This is a genomic window from Microbacterium petrolearium (assembly GCF_054782875.1).
The window spans coordinates 374,381-392,138 of record NZ_BAAGRQ010000001.1 but is presented as its reverse complement, the minus strand read 5'-3'; the positions used below and the strand labels follow the sequence as shown (position 1 = coordinate 392,138).

At 71.7% G+C, this 17,758-nt stretch carries 15 protein-coding genes; 9 read left to right on the top strand and 6 right to left on the bottom strand.

All coding sequences use genetic code 11. The annotated features are described in order from the left end of the window. Nucleotides 1-1,693: ComEC/Rec2 family competence protein (locus tag ACYVJ0_RS01905; RefSeq protein ID WP_460815613.1), on the top strand; the 1,693-nt coding region annotated here is incomplete at its 5' end. A gap of 60 nt (nt 1,694-1,753) precedes the next feature. Beyond that, nucleotides 1,754-2,803 (top strand): DNA polymerase III subunit delta, encoded by a 1,050-nt coding sequence (gene holA / locus ACYVJ0_RS01900; RefSeq protein WP_460815611.1) that lies wholly within the window; start codon nt 1,754-1,756, stop codon nt 2,801-2,803. A gap of 60 nt (nt 2,804-2,863) precedes the next feature. Here holA and rpsT read toward each other — a convergent pair whose 3' ends face one another. The 6 genes from rpsT to ACYVJ0_RS01870 form a co-directional block, all read right to left on the bottom strand. Then, nucleotides 2,864-3,124: a 30S ribosomal protein S20 gene (gene rpsT, locus ACYVJ0_RS01895; RefSeq protein WP_449854239.1), complete on the bottom strand. Its 261-nt coding sequence runs from the start codon at nt 3,122-3,124 to the stop codon at nt 2,864-2,866. A 114-nt stretch (nt 3,125-3,238) separates the two neighbouring features. Beyond that, on the bottom strand, nt 3,239-3,994 hold the full coding sequence (locus ACYVJ0_RS01890) for an alpha/beta fold hydrolase (RefSeq protein WP_460815609.1): 756 nt from the start codon (nt 3,992-3,994) through the stop codon (nt 3,239-3,241). 58 nt (nt 3,995-4,052) lie between these two features. Beyond that, nucleotides 4,053-5,726, bottom strand: a complete 1,674-nt coding sequence (locus ACYVJ0_RS01885; protein ID WP_460815608.1) for an ABC transporter ATP-binding protein — start codon at nt 5,724-5,726, stop codon at nt 4,053-4,055. Then, nucleotides 5,723-6,898, bottom strand: coding sequence for an ABC transporter permease (locus tag ACYVJ0_RS01880; protein ID WP_460815606.1), 1,176 nt, complete (start codon nt 6,896-6,898; stop codon nt 5,723-5,725). The genes ACYVJ0_RS01885 and ACYVJ0_RS01880 overlap by 4 nt, the downstream gene beginning before the upstream one ends. After that, nucleotides 6,895-8,415 carry an ABC transporter permease gene (locus ACYVJ0_RS01875; protein ID WP_449854235.1) on the bottom strand — a complete coding sequence of 507 codons (1,521 nt, stop codon included), beginning with the start codon at nt 8,413-8,415 and terminating at the stop codon, nt 6,895-6,897. The genes ACYVJ0_RS01880 and ACYVJ0_RS01875 overlap by 4 nt, the downstream gene beginning before the upstream one ends. A gap of 117 nt (nt 8,416-8,532) precedes the next feature. After that, nucleotides 8,533-10,272, bottom strand: coding sequence for an ABC transporter family substrate-binding protein (locus ACYVJ0_RS01870; protein WP_449854234.1), 1,740 nt, complete (start codon nt 10,270-10,272; stop codon nt 8,533-8,535). Between the two features lie 268 nt (nt 10,273-10,540). On the opposite strand from ACYVJ0_RS01870, the gene lepA reads away from it, so the two are divergent. From lepA to ACYVJ0_RS01835, 7 genes are all read left to right on the top strand, one after another. Continuing rightward, entirely contained in the window at nt 10,541-12,388 is a 1,848-nt protein-coding gene (lepA, locus tag ACYVJ0_RS01865; RefSeq protein ID WP_460815605.1) for a translation elongation factor 4, read from the top strand. 19 nt (nt 12,389-12,407) lie between these two features. Then, on the top strand, nt 12,408-13,079 hold the full coding sequence (locus ACYVJ0_RS01860) for a DUF1990 family protein (RefSeq protein WP_460815603.1): 672 nt from the start codon (nt 12,408-12,410) through the stop codon (nt 13,077-13,079). A 34-nt stretch (nt 13,080-13,113) separates the two neighbouring features. Then, complete coding sequence (gene hemW, locus ACYVJ0_RS01855; RefSeq protein WP_460815602.1) at nt 13,114-14,331, top strand: radical SAM family heme chaperone HemW; 1,218 nt, start codon at nt 13,114-13,116, stop codon at nt 14,329-14,331. A 68-nt stretch (nt 14,332-14,399) separates the two neighbouring features. Then, nucleotides 14,400-15,440, top strand: coding sequence for a heat-inducible transcriptional repressor HrcA (hrcA, locus tag ACYVJ0_RS01850; protein WP_460815600.1), 1,041 nt, complete (start codon nt 14,400-14,402; stop codon nt 15,438-15,440). 51 nt (nt 15,441-15,491) lie between these two features. Further along, the gene (dnaJ, locus tag ACYVJ0_RS01845) at nt 15,492-16,595 is read left to right on the top strand and encodes a molecular chaperone DnaJ (RefSeq protein WP_460815598.1); all 1,104 of its coding nucleotides are present in this window, start codon (nt 15,492-15,494) and stop codon (nt 16,593-16,595) included. A 2-nt stretch (nt 16,596-16,597) separates the two neighbouring features. Beyond that, nucleotides 16,598-17,329, top strand: coding sequence for a 16S rRNA (uracil(1498)-N(3))-methyltransferase (locus tag ACYVJ0_RS01840; protein ID WP_460815596.1), 732 nt, complete (start codon nt 16,598-16,600; stop codon nt 17,327-17,329). Nucleotides 17,330-17,388: 59 nt separating this feature from the next. Further along, nucleotides 17,389-17,736, top strand: coding sequence for an HIT domain-containing protein (locus ACYVJ0_RS01835; protein ID WP_460815595.1), 348 nt, complete (start codon nt 17,389-17,391; stop codon nt 17,734-17,736). Nucleotides 17,737-17,758 lie beyond the last annotated feature (22 nt).

The following is a 17,758-nucleotide window of genomic DNA, read 5'->3' as shown; positions in this document are numbered from 1 at the left end:
GCTCCCGGGAGGCGGCGGCCAGCTGCTGCCGGGCATCGCCGTGGGCGACACGCGCGCCGTCTCCGACGACCTGGACGCGGCGATGAAGGCATCCTCGCTGTCGCACCTCACGGCCGTCTCGGGCGCGAACTGCGCGCTCGTCGTCGGGCTGGTGTTCGCGGTGGCGGCGTGGTGCGGTGCGGGCAGGCGGCTGCGGATCGGCGTCGCGCTCGTCGCACTCGCGGCGTTCGTCGTGCTCGTCACGCCGGAGCCGAGCGTGATCCGGGCCGGGACGATGGCGGCGATCGCGATGCTCGCGCTCCTGCTCGGCCGCCCGGGCGGCGGGGTGGCGGTGCTCTCGTGTGCGGTGACGCTTCTGCTGCTGGCCGATCCGTGGCTCGCCACCAGCTACGGCTTCCTGCTCTCGGCCGCGGCCACGGGCGCGCTCCTGCTGCTCGCGGCGCCGCTGGCCGAGGGGCTGGAGCGCTGGATGCCGCGGCCGCTCGCCCTCGCCCTCGCGGTGCCGCTGTCGGCGCAGCTGGTGTGCGGGCCGATCATCGTGCTGTTCGCCCCCGAGGTGGCGCTGTACGGGGTAGTCGCGAACGTGCTGGCCGGTCCGGCGGCGCCGGCGGCGACCCTGCTGGGCACCGCCGCGTGCGCGCTCGTGTTCGTGCCGCCCCTGGCCGACGCCCTGGCCTGGCTCGCGTGGCTGCCGGCCTCGTGGGTGGCGGCGACGGCCGAGACCTTCGCGGCGCTGCCGCAGGCGAGCCTGCCGTGGTGGGGCGGGCTCACCGGCTTCGCGGCGCTCGCACTCGTGGGCGCGTGCGTGACGGTGCTCGTCGTCCGCCCGCGCGGGGGCCTGCGCGCGGCCGCGGTGCGGCGCGCGGCGGGCGCGAGCCTCGCGCTGGTCACCGGCCTGGCGCTGGCAGGAGCGGCGGTCGCCGGGCCCGTGATCGGGCCGCTCACCACACCGCGGGACTGGGCGATCGCCGCGTGCGAGGTCGGCCAGGGCGACGCGGTCCTCGTCCGCTCGGGCGACGCGGTGGCGCTGATCGACACGGGCCCCGATCCCGAGCCGCTCGCCACCTGCCTGGACCGGCTCGGGATCGGCCGGATCGACCTGCTCGTCCTCACGCACTTCGACGCGGATCACGCGGGCGGGGTCGCCGCCGTGGCGGGGCGCGTGGGCCTCGTGCTGCACGGGCCGGCCGACGCCGAGGTCGCCTCGACCTGGGCCGCGCTCGGCGGCGCAGAACGGGTGCAGGCCGCGGCCGGGATGCACGGCGACCTGGGCGACGCGCGCTGGCGCGTGCTCTGGCCCGCGCCCCGCGCTGCGGGCCCGGCCTCCGGGAACGACGCGAGCGTCGTGGTGGAGTTCGCCGGCGGCGGGGTGCCGCGCGCGATCCTCCTCGGCGACCTCTCCGCCGAGGCACAGGCGGCGATGATCGCGCAGAGCCACCCGGTCGGTCCCTACGAGGTGGTGAAGGTCGCGCATCACGGCAGTGCGGACCAGGACCACGCGCTCTACCGAGAGCTCGACCCCGCGCTCTCGCTCGTCACCGTGGGCGAGAACGACTACGGCCACCCGCGCGAGGAGATCCTCGCCGAACTGCGGAGCATCGGATCCGCGATCGCACGCACCGACGAGGACGGCCTGATCCTCGTCGGCCGTGACGAGGGCGCGCTCACCGTCTGGCGCGAGCGCGGCGGCTGAGCGCGGGGGCTGAGAGCGCGGCGGCTGAGCCGTGTCGGCGGTCGCCGGTAGGCTGGGGGCATGGCCGCCGCATCCGCTCGATCCTCCTCAGGTCGCGGCGCGGCGAAGGGCGTGGCCATCCCGCAGCTGCCGTGGCGCAAGCCCCAGCCGGCGCCGCTCGTGCTCGTGTCCGGCCCCGAGGAGGTCTGCGCGGAGCGGGCCATCGCGGGCATCCGCGACTACCTGAAGGCCGAGGATCCGGCGCTCGAGATCTCCGACATCCGGGCCGACGACTACGTCGCGGGCACGCTGCTCGGCGTGACATCCCCCTCGCTGTTCGGCGAGCCGCGGCTCGTGCGCGTGAGCGGCGTGGAGAAGTGCAGCGACGCGTTCCTCACCGAGGCGCTGGCCTACATCGAGGCACCCCAGGAGGGCGCGACGGTCATCCTGCGGCACACCGGGGCGAGCGTGCGCGGCAAGAAGCTGCTCGACGCCATCCGCTCCGGCACAGGCGGGGGAGTCGAGGTGCCGTGCCCGGCGGTCAAGAACGACCGGGATCGCGAGTCCTTCGCGTCGGGGGAGTTCCAGCAGGCGGGGCGGCGCATCGCGGCCAAGGCGCTGCACGCCCTCACGCAGGCGTTCTCCGGCGACCTCACCGAGCTGGCCTCGGCGTGCCAGCAGCTGATCCAGGACGTCGAGGGCGACATCACGGAGCAGATCGTGAACCGCTACTACGGCGGCCGCGTCGAGACGAACTCCTTCGTCGTCGCGGACACCGCGATCGCGGGGCGCTACGGCGAGGCGCTGCTCGCGCTGCGCCACGCGCTCGACTCGGGCGCCGACCCCGTGCCGCTCGTGGCGGCGTTCGCGATGAAGCTGCGCACGATGGCGCGCGTCGCGGGGCGCCGCGGCGGTTCGCGGCAGATCGCGCAGGAGCTGAAGATGGCCGACTGGCAGGTGGATCGCGCCCGCCGCGACCTGCAGGCCGGCTGGAGCGAGCGCACCCTGGGCCTGGCGATCCAGGCCATCGCCCGCGCCGACGCCGAGGTCAAGGGCGCCTCGCGCGACCCCGTCTTCGCGCTCGAGCGCATGGTCACGGTCGTCGCCACGCGCCGCCCGTTCGGGGCGTGAGCCGGCCGCGGGAACGCGAAAGGCCCGCCCCAGCGGGACGGGCCTCAGCGGGAGGTCGGCTCAGAGCGAGGCGACCTTCTTGGCGATCGCCGACTTGCGGTTCGCCGCCTGGTTCTTGTGGATGACGCCCTTGCTCACGGCCTTGTCGAGCTTCTTCGACGCCTTCGCGAACGCGGCCAGGGCCGCGTCCTTGTCGCCGGCGGCGACGGCGTCGCGCGTCTTGCGGACGAGCGACTTCAGCTCCGTCTTGACGGCCTTGTTGCGCTCGCGCGCCTTCTCGTTGGTCTTGATGCGCTTGATCTGCGACTTGATGTTTGCCACGTGTCGTAGGACTTTCGTTGAAAGGTGATTCGGATGTCGTCCCGCAACAGGAGAGGGATGTCGCGCGACAGTGTGGGTGGCCCCACACGCAAGCCAAGGGTCGAGTCTAGCAGGTCATTCCCCTGAGTCCGGGCCCCGGGAGGGGCCGGAGACCGTGGCGACGGCGAGATCCAGTACGGCATCGGCGACCCGCGGGCGCATCACGGTGACCAGGTGCGTCGACCGCCGCGCGAGCACGAGCTCCGCGCGCGGCACGAGCCGGGTGAACAGTCGCTCGTTGACGCGCAGCTGATCCCACTCGCCGTTCACGAACCACACGGGCATGCGGCGGCGCTGGATGCGCGGCAACGCCCGGATGAGGTCGATCTCCCCGAGGCTCGCCAGCGCGCGATCCTCCTGCAGCAGCGAGTAGCCGCCCGCGGCGAGGTCCCACCGGGTCTCGGGCGGCAGCTGCAGGTCGAGCGCCCGGTCGATGAGCCAGCGGCCGCCGCCGGGGAGCCTGTTGAACCCCCGCGCCATGAGGCGATAGGCGCGAAGGCCGGCGCCGCGGGGGAGCGCCGTGCACGAGAACGCGACGAAGGCGGCCACGGGCGGCGCGGCTCCCGGGCGCCCGACGTACGCCGTCGACAGCAGTCCACCCAGGGAATGCCCCGCCAGGACGACGGGGCCCCGCTCGGCGGCCCTCGTGACGACGCGGTCGATCGAGGCGATCGCCTCCTCCAGCGACCACGCCTCGTCGATCCGGGATCCGTGGCCGGGCAGGTCGATCGCGCGCACCGTGAGGCCGCGGTTCTGCAGGTGGGAGATCTGCGCGCGCCACATCGTCGCCGACGTGCGGATGCCGTGCACCAGGACGATCTGCGCGGCCACCTCGGCTCACCCCCGGGACAGCGGAAGGCCCGCCGGGATTCCCCGGCGGGCCTTCATGCTACTGCGCGGCCAGCAGCGCGCGACGCGCCTCGCGGCGCTCGCGCTGCTCGGTCGGCTCCGGCACGGGCGCGGCCGCGAGCAGCCGCTTCGTGTAGTCGGCCTGCGGGTGGTGCAGCACGCTGCTCGTGCGCCCGTGCTCCACCATGCGCCCGTCCTTCATGACGAGCACGTGGTCGGCGAGCAGGTCGACCACGGCCAGGTCGTGGCTCACGAACAGACACGCGAACGCGTACTCCTGCTGCAGCTCCTTGATCATGTCGAGCACCGCGGCCTGCACCGACACGTCGAGCGCCGAGGTGGGCTCGTCCGCGATGAGCAGCTCCGGCTTGAGCATGAGGGCCCGCGCGAGCGACACGCGCTGGCGCTGCCCACCCGACAGCTCGTGCGGGTACCGGTTCACGACGTCGCGCGGCAGACGCACGGCGTCGAGCAGCTCGTGCGCGCGCGCCAGCCGCTCCGCCTTCGTGCCCACGCGGTGGATCGCCATCGGCTCGGCCAGCACGTCGCCGATCGGGAAGCGGGGATCGAGCGAGGCCGCCGGGTCCTGGAACACGACGCCGATGCGCCGGCGCACGGCCTTGGCGCGGCGGCGCGAGATCGACGCGAGGTCCTCGCCGTGCACGGCGAGCGTGCCCTCGGCGACGGGGATCAGTCCCAGCACGGCCTTCGCGATCGTCGACTTGCCTGATCCCGATTCGCCCACGATGCCGAGGATCTCGTTCTTGGCCAGATCGAACGAGACATCCTCCACGGCGCGGAAGCGCTTGCCGCGCATGTGGTACTCGATCGCCAGATCCGAGGCCTTCAGAACGAGCTCGCGGCCCGTCTCCTCGGGCTCGGCGCCGTGCCCCTGCTGCAGCTCGACGTTCTCCAGGCGGGGCACGGCGTTGAGCAGCTTCTTCGTGTACGGGTGCTGCGGGCTCGTCAGCACGTCGTGCACGGGCCCCGTCTCGACGAGCCTCCCGCGGAACATCACGGCCACGCGGTCGGCCAGGTCGGCCACCACGCCCATGTTGTGCGTGATGAGCAGGATGCCGGAGCCCAGCTCGTCCTTCAGGCTGCGCAGCAGGTCGAGGATCTCGGCCTGCACCGTCACGTCGAGCGCGGTGGTCGGCTCGTCGGCGATGATCACCTTCGGGCGCAGCGAGATGGCGATCGCGATCACGATGCGCTGGCGCTGACCGCCCGAGAACTGGTGCGGGTACTGCTTGATCCGCTTCTCGGGCTCGGGGATGCCCACGAGGCGCAGCAGCTCGATGGCGCGGTCGACGGCGTCGGCGCCGTACGCGACGTCGTGCAGCTCGAAGGTCTCGACGAGCTGCTTCTCGATCGACAGCACCGGGTTCAGCGCCGTCATCGGCTCCTGGAAGATCATCGCGATCTCCCTGGCCCGCATCGCGCGGATCTTCTCCTCGGCCAGGCCGACGACGTTCACGCCGCCCACCCGGGCCTCGCCCGTGACGAGCGCGTTGGCGGGCAGCAGGCCCATGGCGGCGGTCGAGGTGACCGACTTGCCCGAGCCGGACTCGCCCACGAGCGCCACGACCTCGCCGGGCCTCACATCGAGCGAGAGGTCCTTCACGGCGTGCACGAGCCCGCCCGTTGTGGCGAATCGCACGTTCAGGTCGGTGAACGCGAGGGCGGGTGCCGCGTTCGGATCGACGGCGGTCATGCGCGGCCTCCCTTGTCCATGTCGTATCCGCCTTCGGTGTCGGCGGCGTCGGGGTTGCTGGGGCCGGGCTGGATCTCGACCTGGGGTGCCGCGATGGCCGCGGCGGGCGCCTGCTTGTTGCGTCCCGACCAGTCGAACAGGCCGGCGCGGCGGATGCGGCCGCTCTGGCGCGGGTCGAAGGCGTCGCGCAGGCCGTCGCCGACGAAGTTCACCGCGAGGGCGAAGGCGACGATCAGCCCGCCCGGCCACCAGAACAGCCACGGGCGGTTCGTGAACGCGCCCTGGTACTGGTCGATCAGCAGGCCGAGCGAGGTCTCGGGCGGGCGCACGCCGAAGCCCAGGAACGACAGCGAGCTCTCGAGCAGGATGGCGCTCGCGATCGCGAACGTGGCGTTCACGATGATGACGCCGACCGTGTTGGGCATCAGGTGCTGGAAGATGATCCGGCCCGCGCCGGCGCCCATCGACTGGGCGGCGGCGACGAACTCCCGCTCGCGCAGCGAGAGGATCTCGCCGCGGACGAGGCGCGCGAGTCCCGTCCACGAGATGAGGCCGATCATGAGGGCGAGGAGGAACACCGAGCTGCCGATGTTGCCGGCGATCTGGCCCAGCGCGGCGGCGATCGCCAGCAGCGGGATGACGATGACGACGTCGGTGATGCGCATCAGCACCGAGTCGGTGCGGCCGCGGAAGTACCCCGAGACCGCGCCGATGACCGAGCCGATGAAGGTCGAGATGAGCCCGACCACGAAGCCCATGATGATCGAGCGCTGGGTGCCGACCATGACGAGCGCGAAGTAGTCCTTGCCCGTGCTCTCCTGGCCGAACGGGTGCTCGCCGAGGTGGATGCCCTCGCCGCCGAGCCAGGTCGGGATGAGGCTGAGCGTCGGGGCGCCGCCGTTGACGACCTCGCCGGCGTCCGTGTAGCTCTTGTCCCACCAGCCGGGGATCCCGAGGAAGCCCATGGAGCTGAACGAGACGCCGACGATCAGCAGGATCACGACGAGCGAGATCATCGCCGCCTTGTGGCGGAAGAACCGGCGCCGGACGAGCTGGCCCTGCGAGAGCGGCTTGGCGCTCTTCTTGAGGAGCGCGGCGTCCTCGGCCTCGGCGAGGTCGTAGATGTCGGTCGACGTGACCGGTGCGGAGTTGTGGCTGTCGGTGGTGCTCATACTCGGATCCTCGGGTCCAGGACGGCGTAGAAGATGTCCGCCAGCATGTTGAAGACGATCGCGGCCAGGCCGGTGACCAGGAAGAACGCCATGACCGGCGCGGGGTCGACCTGCGAGAGCCCCGTGCTGAACATCGCGCCCATGCCGGTCCAGCCGAACACGCGCTCGGTGATGACGGCGCCGCCGATGAGGCCGGCGAAGTCGAACGCGGCGATCGTGGTGATGGGGATGAGGGCGTTGCGCAGCGCGTGACGGAAGATCACGATGCGCTCGGGCGCCCCCTTGGCGCGCGCGGTGCGGATGAAGTCCTGACGGTTCACCTCGAGCATCGAGCTGCGCGTGTAGCGGCTGTAGCTGGCCAGCGAGATCACGGTGAGCACCAGCGTCGGCAGCAGCAGCTGGGTGGCGTGGTCGAGGAAGACCTGCCAGAAGTCGCCCGTGAAGTTCGGTGTGTGCGAGCCGATCGTCGAGATCGGGCGCGGCTTCTTGTCGAGGAAGCTCGGCCAGGTGCGGAACACGTGGTCGAGCACCGTCAGGCCCGCGCCGATGACGCCGGTGGCCACGCTCGCGCCGATCGCGACGGTGCGGTAGCGGCCGCCCATGTAATGCGCGATGACCCAGGGCACCGCGACGGCCAGCGCGAGGCCGCCGATGATGATCCACCAGTTCATGTAGTAGATGAACACGTTCACCAGCGCGAACTGCATCACGATGACGATGCCGGCCGTGATGAGCACGGGGTACAGCACCTTGCGGTTCTGCAGGCCCACGCTGAGCACCACGATCGTCAGTGCGGCGGCGACGGTGAGCAGGGCCACGCCGACGAAGCCGAGCTTCGGCTCACGGAAGTAGTCCAGCGCGAGCAGCGTGGGGATCGCGACCGCGAAGAAGGCCGCGGTGATCGCGAAGGTGAGGAGGCGGCGCTTCAGCGAGCCGGCCAGGAACACCTGCATCAGCAGGCCCGCGACGATCGCGATGATGGCGATCTCGACGGGGGTGAACTGCGGATCCGCAAGCCAGTCGTTGTAGCCGATGGCGAGGTACTCCTTGAAGAGCACGGCGGCCCAGAACACCGGCAGCGAGAAGAACAGGAAGGTCAGCAGCGTCACGGCGTAGTCCAGCCCGGAGTACTGACGCACGGCGGTCAGGACGCCGATGGCGATGCCCACGACGAGGGCGATGATCGTGGCGAGGAAGACGAGCTGCAGGGTGGAGCTGGCCGCCTGGCCGAGCTGCGCGGCCACGTCCTGGCCGCTGCGGTTGAGGCCGAGGTCGCAGGCGCCGACGACGCACTTGCCGACGCCGGTGAGCCAGGTGAAGTACCGCTGGTACCAGGGCATGTCGAGGTTCATGTACTCGATGCGCTGCTGGATGAGCAGCTCGCGGTTGTCAGCGTTGCTCTCGCGCAGGTCGGCGAGGGGATCGCCGGAGTTGATCGCGAGGACGTACATGAGCACCGACGAGGCCAGCATGATGCCCACGGCCGCGGCGAGGCGTCTGAGGATGAAGATGAGCACGAGATAAGAGTCCTTGGTTGTCGGCCTCCCGCGACGGCGACCTCTCGGTCGCGCTCACGGGAGTGTGGCCCGGCTCCGAGGAGCCGGGCCACACCGCCGGTGCATCAGGCCGGCAGATTACTCTGCGCGGCTCCAGTTGTGCGCGTTCCAGCTGATGCCGCTCTGGGTGGTGGTGCGCTCCACGCCCTCGATGTTCGAGGCCGCGGCGTCAACGCCCGGGTGGGCGAACAGCGGGATGCCGTACAGCGTGTCCCACAGCAGCTTCTCGATCACCTTGGTCTGCTCGAGGTGCACGTCGGTGTCGAGCGTCGAGGCGAGGGTCGTCCACGCGGCGTCGACCTCGGGGTTCGAGTAGCCGCCGTAGTTCTGCGGCTTGTCCGTCGCGTAGATGTTCTGGCCCGAGGTGATCTGGCCCGAACCGGCCCACGCGAACAGCGCGACCTCGTAGTCACCGCGCTCCTGCGTGCCGCCCGGCTGGAAGAAGTCCGGGTTGCCCGCGTCGACGATGTTGAAGCCGGCCTTGTCGCACGACGCCTTGATCATGGCGACCTCGTCGGTGCGGCGGGGGTTCGGAGCCGAGTAGCCGATGCGGACCTCGGCGCCGGTGGCACCCTCCGCCTCGACGATCGCCTTCGCGCCCTCGACGTCGACCTCGTCGTACTGGCCGTCGTAGGACTCGCTGACGACCTCGTCGTAGGTCTCCTGGAAGGGGAACACCTCGCGGGCGTTCATGACCTCGGCCTCGGGGTCGAGCGGCTTGATGAGGTTGTCGACGATCTGCTGGCGCGGCACGCACATGGCGAAGGCCTTGCGCAGCTCCAGGTTGTCGGCGAACAGCGAGCCCTCGACGAAGTTGAAGTCGAGGTGCTCCCACGTCAGCGTCGGGCCGGTGTAGATGCTGGCCGCGTCGCCGATCTCCTCGAGCTGCGCGATCGTGTCGACCGTGGGCTGCGGGGCGATGACGTCGACGTCGCCGTTCTCGAGCGCCTGGGGCATGGCGTCCTGCTCGATGAAGCGGAAGACGATCTCGTCGTTCTTCGGCGCCAGCTGCTCGCCGTAGTACTCGGGGTTGGCCTTCAGCGTCACCGACTGCGTGGCGCTCCACGAGTCGAGGATGTACGGACCCGACGAGGGGATGAGCTCGGCGTCGGGCAGCGTGCCGGGCTCGGTGTGCCAGCCGGTGTTCCAGAACTCGGCGGCCGGGGCGAGAGCCTCGGCGTCGCCCGCGAGGATCGCCTCGGAGAGCTCCTCGACGGTCATGCCGACCTGCTCGGCCACCACGTGCGCCGGGTCGACGATGTACGACTGGATCGCGTAGTCGGGGTCGGGGTTGGCGAACTCGACCGTGAAGGTCTTGCCCGTCGGGTCGCCCTGGGGGCCGGCGGGGATGGTGTCGCCGAGGTCCTGCGAGACCGAGTTGAACAGCGGGGCGTCGCCCGAGGTGAGGTTGGCGTTCTGGATGCCCCAGGCGAGGATCGCGTCGGCGACCGTGATCGGCGTGCCGTCCGACCACACAGCGTCGTCGCTGATGGTGAACTCGATGACCATCGGGTCCTCCGAGACGACCTCGTACGAGCCGAGGTCCTCGTTCGGGACGATCGAGCCGTCGGGACCGAAGTACGCGAAGCCGGCCTTCAGCTGGTCCACGATCGCCGAGTTGTACGTCGAGTACGTCTCGGGCGTGAAGCCGTTGTAGCTGATGAAGTCGTTCGGGCCGACCGTCACCGCGATGGACTGGCTGGTGGTGTCGTCGCCGCCGTCACCGTTGTCGCCGCTGTCGGCGGGGGCGCAGGCCGTGAGGGCCAGGCCGAGCGCGGCCGCAGCAGCCACTCCGCCATAGATACGTCGCAGACGCATTCCTTCTCCTTGGGTTGGGTGATGCTGGGGACGCGTCGAGGGCTCTTCGTCGCTGCCGTCCGGGGACGACCCCCATTCATAGTTGGTCACTCTCACACACCGAATGTTCCGGGGATGTTACGGAGCCGTACTTCGTGAGGAAACCGTGATCAATCGTTATGAATCAATTCGCTGATTGTGAGTGATGCACCCCGGGCGTGTCTGAGCGATCTGCTCGGATGGACCCGCGCAGGGGCGGACAGGTCGCACACCGTAGAATCGGACGAACATGTCTCCACGCGCCCTGAATCCGCTCGAGCCCGCCGCGACGCCGCCCGAGCGCATCCGCAATTTCTGCATCATCGCCCACATCGACCACGGCAAGTCCACCCTGGCCGACCGCATGCTGCAGCTGACGGGCGTGGTCGCCGACCGCGACATGCGCGCGCAGTACCTCGACCGCATGGACATCGAGCGCGAGCGCGGCATCACGGTCAAGAGCCAGGCGGTGCGGATCCCGTGGGAGGTCGACGGCACCACGTATGCGCTCAACATGATCGACACGCCGGGGCACGTCGACTTCAGCTACGAGGTCTCGCGCTCGCTCGCCGCCTGCGAGGGCGCCATCCTGCTCGTGGACGCGGCGCAGGGCATCGAGGCCCAGACCCTCGCCAACCTCTACATGGCGCTCGAGAACGACCTCACGATCATCCCGGTGCTCAACAAGATCGACCTGCCCGCCGCGGATCCCGAGCGGTTCGCGAAGGAGCTCGCCGACCTCATCGGCGGCGACCCCGAGGACGTGCTGCGGGTGTCGGGCAAGACGGGGCAGGGCGTCGACGCGCTGCTGGACCGGCTCGTGGGCGAGATCCCGGCGCCGGTCGGCGACGCCGACGCGCCGGCGCGCGCCATGATCTTCGACTCGGTCTACGACGCCTATCGCGGCGTCGTCACGTACGTGCGCATGGTGGACGGGCGGCTCGAGCCGCGCGAGCGCGTGCAGATGATGTCGACGCAGGCGACGCACGAGCTGCTCGAGATCGGCGTGTCGAGCCCCGAGCCGCAGCCCACGCGCGGCCTCGGCGTCGGCGAGGTGGGCTACCTCATCACCGGCGTGAAGGACGTGCGCCAGTCGAAGGTGGGCGACACGGTCACGAACGCGCGCAAGCCCGCGACCGACGCGCTCGCGGGCTACGTGGAGCCGAAGCCCATGGTGTTCTCGGGTCTGTACCCGATCGACGCGAGCGACTATCCGGAGCTGCGCGAGGCGCTCGACAAGCTCAAGCTCTCGGATGCCGCGCTCGTGTACGAGCCCGAGACCTCGGTGGCCCTCGGGTTCGGCTTCCGCTGCGGCTTCCTCGGCCTGCTGCACCTCGAGATCGTCACGGAGCGGCTCTCGCGGGAGTTCGGTCTCGACCTCATCACGACCGCGCCGAGCGTGATCTACGAGGTGCTCACGGAGACGGGCCAGCGCATCGTCGTCACGAACCCGAGCGAGTACCCGGAGGGCAAGATCGGCGCGGTGAGCGAGCCGATCGTGCGCGCGTCGATCCTCACGCCCAAGGACTACGTCGGCACAGTCATGGAGCTGTGCCAGAACCGGCGCGGCAGCCTGGAGGGGATGGACTACCTCTCCGAGGAGCGCGTGGAGCTGAAGTACACGATCCCGCTCGGCGAGATCGTCTTCGACTTCTTCGATCAGCTGAAGAGCCGCACGCAGGGCTACGCGAGCTTCGACTACGAGCCGGCCGGTCAGCAGGAGGCCGACCTCGTGAAGGTCGACATCCTGCTGCAGGGCGACCGCGTCGACGCGTTCAGCGCCATCGTGCACCGCGACAAGGCGTACTCGTACGGCACGACGATGACGGAGCGGCTGCGCAAGCTCATCCCGCGGCAGCAGTTCGAGGTGCCGATCCAGGCCGCGATCGGCGCCCGGATCATCGCGCGCGAGAACATCCGCGCGATCCGCAAGGACGTGCTCGCCAAGTGCTACGGCGGCGACATCACGCGCAAGCGCAAGCTGCTCGAGAAGCAGAAGGAAGGCAAGAAGCGCATGAAGATGGTCGGCCGCGTCGAGGTGCCGCAGGAGGCGTTCATCGCGGCGCTCTCGGGCGACGTCGAGACCAAGGGCAAGTAGCCCTGGGTAGGCTGTGACCATGCGCCGGGGCACGTTCCGAGACGAGACCGTCGACTACGCCGCCGTCGGCGGCACGCAGGCCGACGACCTGCTGCAGTACCCGCCGGAGAAGAGCATTCCGGCGGCGGAGGAGTGGCGCATCGGCAGCGGCGAGGAGCGCTTCCGCGCGGCCGCCGAGGAGCTGCTGTCGTGGGCGGCGCAGCGCGGCGCGCAGCTGCAGGTGCTCGAGGTGCGCCCCGCGGCCGGTCCCGCGTACACCGGCGTGAGCTTCGACGGCGAGGGCCGGCCGATCGCGCCGGCCGGCATGGACGGCGGCGAGCGCTTCGGCGAGAGCGAGCAGCGCTTCGACGCCGAGGGCACGCCCCTCGTGAGCGCCGGCGCCACCGTGCGCCTGCAGGGCCGGGTGCGCGGGCACCACGCGGGCGGCGAGCTGCGCGTGATCTTCGTCGTCGAGGAGCAGCGTCGCGTGGGCTTCGCGCTCGGCACGGTGGGCGGATCGGTGGTGAGCGGCGAGGAGTCGTTCATGATCGAGTGGCGCGAGAACGACGAGGTGTGGTTCACGGTGCGCGCCTTCGACCGCCCCACGCGGCCGCTGGGCCGGCTGTTCCCCGGCCTGATCCGCCGCCGTCGCCGCGCGCTCTTCGACCGCTACCTGCGCGCGATCTCGCCGCTGTTCGCGACGCCGTCCTGATGCGCGGGCCGACATCGAAGGCGGCGCGCACCTGATGGGCGCGGCGCTGCCCCTGGGCGACCCCGCACCCGTCGACGGAGCGCTGCCCGCCGACCTCCCCGTCGACCGCGAGGCGGAGCTCGGGGTGTACCTGCACGTGCCGTTCTGCCGCGTGCGCTGCGGCTACTGCGACTTCAACACCTACACGGCGATCGAGCTGCGCGGGGCACGGCAGGACATGTACGCCGACACGCTGATCCGCGAGGTCGAGCTCGCCGCGGGCGTGCTCGGCGGCGCGGGCGCGATGCGTCCGGCCAGCACGGTGTTCTTCGGCGGCGGCACGCCCACGCTGCTGCCGGCCGGCGACCTGGCCAGGATGCTGGCCGCGGTGCGCGAGGCGTTCGGGCTGCAGCCGGGGGCCGAGGTCACCGTGGAGGCCAATCCCGACACCGTCACCGACGCCGTCGCGCATGAGCTCGCCGCGGCCGGCGTCACCCGCATGTCGATCGGCATGCAGTCGGCCGTGCCGCGCGTGCTCGCGGCGCTCGACCGCACGCACACGCCCGCCAACGTGGGCACGGCGGTGGCCGCCGCGCGCGGCGCGGGCCTCGACGTGAGCGTCGACCTGATCTACGGCGCGCCGGGGGAGACCCTGGGCGACTGGTCGGCATCGCTCGACGCGGCGCTGGCGCTCGAGCCCGACCACGTCTCGGCCTACGCGCTCATCATCGAGGAGGGCACGAAGCTCGCCAGGCAGATCGCGCGCGCCGAGGTGCCGGAGCCGGACGGCGATGTGCAGGCCGACATGTACGAGCTCGCGGACGCCCGCCTCGCGGCGGCCGGCTTCGACTGGTACGAGGTGTCGAACTGGTCGCGCGGGCCGGAGCACCGCTCGCGGCACAACCTGAACTACTGGCGTGGGCAGGACTGGTGGGGCTTCGGTCCGGGCGCGCACAGCCACGTCGCCGGCCTGCGCTGGTGGAACGTGAAGCACCCCGCCGCGTACGCGCAGCGGCTCGCCGGCGGGGAGTCCCCGGCGGCGGCTCGCGAGCGGCCGGACGAGGCGGCGCGCCTGCTCGAGCGGGTGCTGCTGGAGAGCCGCATCCGCGAGGGACTGGAGCTGGCCACGGTGCCCGCCGTGCGGCGCGAGGCCGTGGCGAGGCTGATCGCCGACGAGCTCGTCGAGGGTCCCGCCGCCCTCCGCGGGCGCATCGTGCTGACGCTCAAGGGGCGGCTGCTGGCCGATGCCGTGGTGCGCGCGCTGACCGACTGAGCCGCCGGTTCCCGGCCCGAGCGGCTAGAATTGGCACTCGTCAGGATCGAGTGCCAGAAGGGAGCGCGATGGTCACCGAACGAGGCCTGCAGGTGCTCCGCGCCATCGTGCAGGACTACGTCGACACGCACGAGCCGGTGGGCAGCAAGGCGATCGTCGAGCGCCACGCCTTCGATGTCTCGGCCGCGACGATCCGCAACGACATGGCGATGCTCGAGGACGAGGACCTCATCACGGCGCCGCACACGTCCTCCGGGCGCGTGCCCACCGACAAGGGGTACCGCGTGTTCGTCGACCACCTCGCCGAGATCCGCCCCCTCACGCCGGCGCAGCGCGCCGCCATCTCGACGTTCCTCGCCGATCCGCAGGACCTCGACGACCTCCTCGCGCGCACCGTGCGCCTGCTCACGCAGCTGACCGGCCAGGTCGCGCTCGTGCAGTACCCGTCGTTCGCCCGCGCGAACGTGACGCACCTCGAGCTCGTGGCGCTCGAGCGCTCGCGGCTGCTCGTGATCCTCGTCACCGACACGGGGCGCGTCTCGCAGCGCATCGTCGTCGTGCCGGCCGCGCTCGAGGACGCCGACGTGGCGCTGCTGCGCGCGCAGCTCGCCACCCTCGTCACCGGGCGCTCGGTCGGCGAGGGCTCGGAGCGCGTCGCCGCGGTGCTCGAGGGCTCCGCGGACCCCGCGGACCGCCTGGCCGCCACGCTGCGCGAACTCGCGCGGGTGATCGCGGAGGAGCTGGCGGAGTTCCGCCAGAACCGGCTCGTGATGGCGGGGGCGGCCACGCTCGCGCGCCGCGAGCAGGACTTCCGCGGCAGCATCCACCCGCTGCTGGAGGCGATCGAGGAGCAGGTCACCCTGCTGCGGCTGATGTCGGAGATGCAGCCCGACGACCAGGGCCTGGCGGCGAGCATCGGGCGCGAGAACGAGCCGTTCGGCCTGGGCGACGCCTCGATCGTGGCGAGCGACTACGACTCGCGGATCGGCACGGCCCGCGTGGGCGTGATGGGGCCGACCCGCATGGACTATCCCAGCAACCTGTCGGCGGCGCGGGCGGTCGCCCGCTACCTGACGAGGCTGCTGGACGAGGATGCCGCGCGCCGCTGAGGCGCGACGGACACGGCGACGGACCGCTCGGGCGGTCCCGGAAAGGCGACTGTGGCAGACCACTACGAGGTTCTGGGCGTCTCACGCGAGGCGAGCGACGAGGAGATCAAGCGCGCCTACCGCAAGCTGGCGCGTCAGCTGCACCCCGACGTCAACCCGAGCCCGGACGCGGCCGAGAAGTTCAAGGCGGTCACGCACGCCTACGACGTGCTGAGCGATCCGGAGCAGCGCCGGCGGTACGACATGGGCGGCGACGAGTCGCCGTTCGGCGGCGGCGGTTTCGGCGGGTTCGGCGACATCTTCGAGACCTTCTTCGGGTCGGCGGGCGGCAGGGCCGGGCGCCCTCGCGACCGGCGCCAGCGGGGCGAGGACGCGCTCGTGCGCCTCACGCTCGACCTGGGCGACGTCGTCTTCGGCGCGCACCGCGACATCGAGGTCGACACCGCCGTGCTGTGCGAGACCTGCCAGGGCTCGTGCTGCCAGCCGGGCACGCATCCCGAGCGCTGCGACGTGTGCGGCGGATCGGGCCAGGTGCGCACGCAGGTGCGCAGCCTGCTCGGCAACATGGTCACGACGCAGCCGTGCGGATCGTGCCAGGGTTACGGCACGGTCATCCCCGCGCCGTGCCCCACGTGCCACGGCCACGGCCGCGTCCGCGCCCGCCGCACCGTCTCGGTCGACATCCCCGCCGGCGTCGAGAGCGGCCTGCGGCTGCAGCTGCCCGGCTCGGGCGAGGTCGGCGAGGCCGGCGGCCCGAACGGCGACCTCTACCTGCAGGTCGAGATCGAGCCCCACCCGGTCTTCGGGCGCGAGGGCGACGACCTCACCGCCGTCGTCGAGGTCGCGATGACCGACGCGATCCTCGGCACGCACGTGACGGTCGAGGGCCTCGACGGGCCGATCGAGCTGGATCTGCGGCCCGGCGTGCAGTCCGGCGACGAGCTGCGCATCGAGGGCCGGGGCATCACCGGCCTGCGCTCGGGACGTCGCGGCGATCTGCGCCTCGGCGTGCGGGTGATGACGCCGACCAAGCTCGACGCGAAGACGCGCGCCCTCGTGGAGGAGCTGGCGCAGCGCCAGCGGCCGCAGGCGCCGCGCCTCTCCGAGCACCACCAGGGCCTGTTCGCCAAGCTGCGCGACCGCTTCCGCAACTGATCGTGGCGCTGCACTTCCTCGACGAGTCCGCCGCGGCGGCCGCGGTCGGCGACGAGATCGAGCTGACGGGCGCCGAGGCCCATCACGCCGCCGCGGTGCGCCGCGTCCGCCCGGGCGAGGCCGTCACGGTCGGCGACGGCCGGGGCGTGCGTCTGGACGGCGAGGTCGTCGCGGCCGACCCCAAGCACGTGCGCATCCGGGTGAGCGGCCGCAGCGAGGAGGCGCCGGTCCGCCCGCGCCTCGTGCTCGCACAGGCGCTCGCGAAGGGCGACCGCGACGAGCTGGCCGTGCAGGCGGCCACCGAGCTGGGCGTCGACGAGGTGATCCCGTGGCAGGCCGCGCGCAGCGTCTCGCGGTGGGAGGGACCCAAGGCGCGGAAGGGCCGCGAGCGCTGGCAGGCGATCGTGCGCGAGGCGGCCAAGCAGGCGCACCGCTCGTGGGTCCCGGAGGTGGCCGAGCCCGTCACGACCGCGCAGCTCGCCGCGCGCGCGGGCGGCGCGCGCATGCTCGTGCTCGACCCGTGGACCGACGCCGCGCTCAGCACGGCGCCGGTGGACGACGCCGACGAGATCCTGCTCGTCGTGGGGCCGGAGGGCGGGATCGCGTCCGAGGAGCTCGAGCGGCTCGAGGCCGCGGGCGCCGCGCGGGCGCGCCTGGGTGCCACGGTGCTGCGCACGTCGACGGCTGGCCCCGCGGCGCTGGCCGTGCTGAACGCGCGCCTGGGTCGCTGGTGAGCGGCGCCGAGAGCGGGAGCACCGACACGGTCCGATCCCGCGTCACTAGACTTGAGGACATGAGCGAGCCGTCCCTCTTCACGCGGATCCTGCAGGGCGAGATCCCCGGCGAGATCGTGGCGCAGAACGAGCACGTCTTCGTGCTGCGCGACATCGCGCCCCAGGCGCCGGTGCACCTGCTCGTGATCCCCAAGACGCAGCGGTACCGCGACGTCTCCGAGCTCGCGGCGGGCGATCCCGCGCTGCTCGCCGAGGTCATCGCGATGGCCGGCCGCGTCGCCGCCGAGCACGCGGACGGCGACTACCGCCTGATCTTCAACACCGGCGCCGGCGCCGGGCAGACCGTCTTCCACGTCCATGCGCATGTGCTGGCCGGTGGACTCGAGGAGAAGAGACTCGTTGGCTGATCCCGACCCGTACACCGACCGC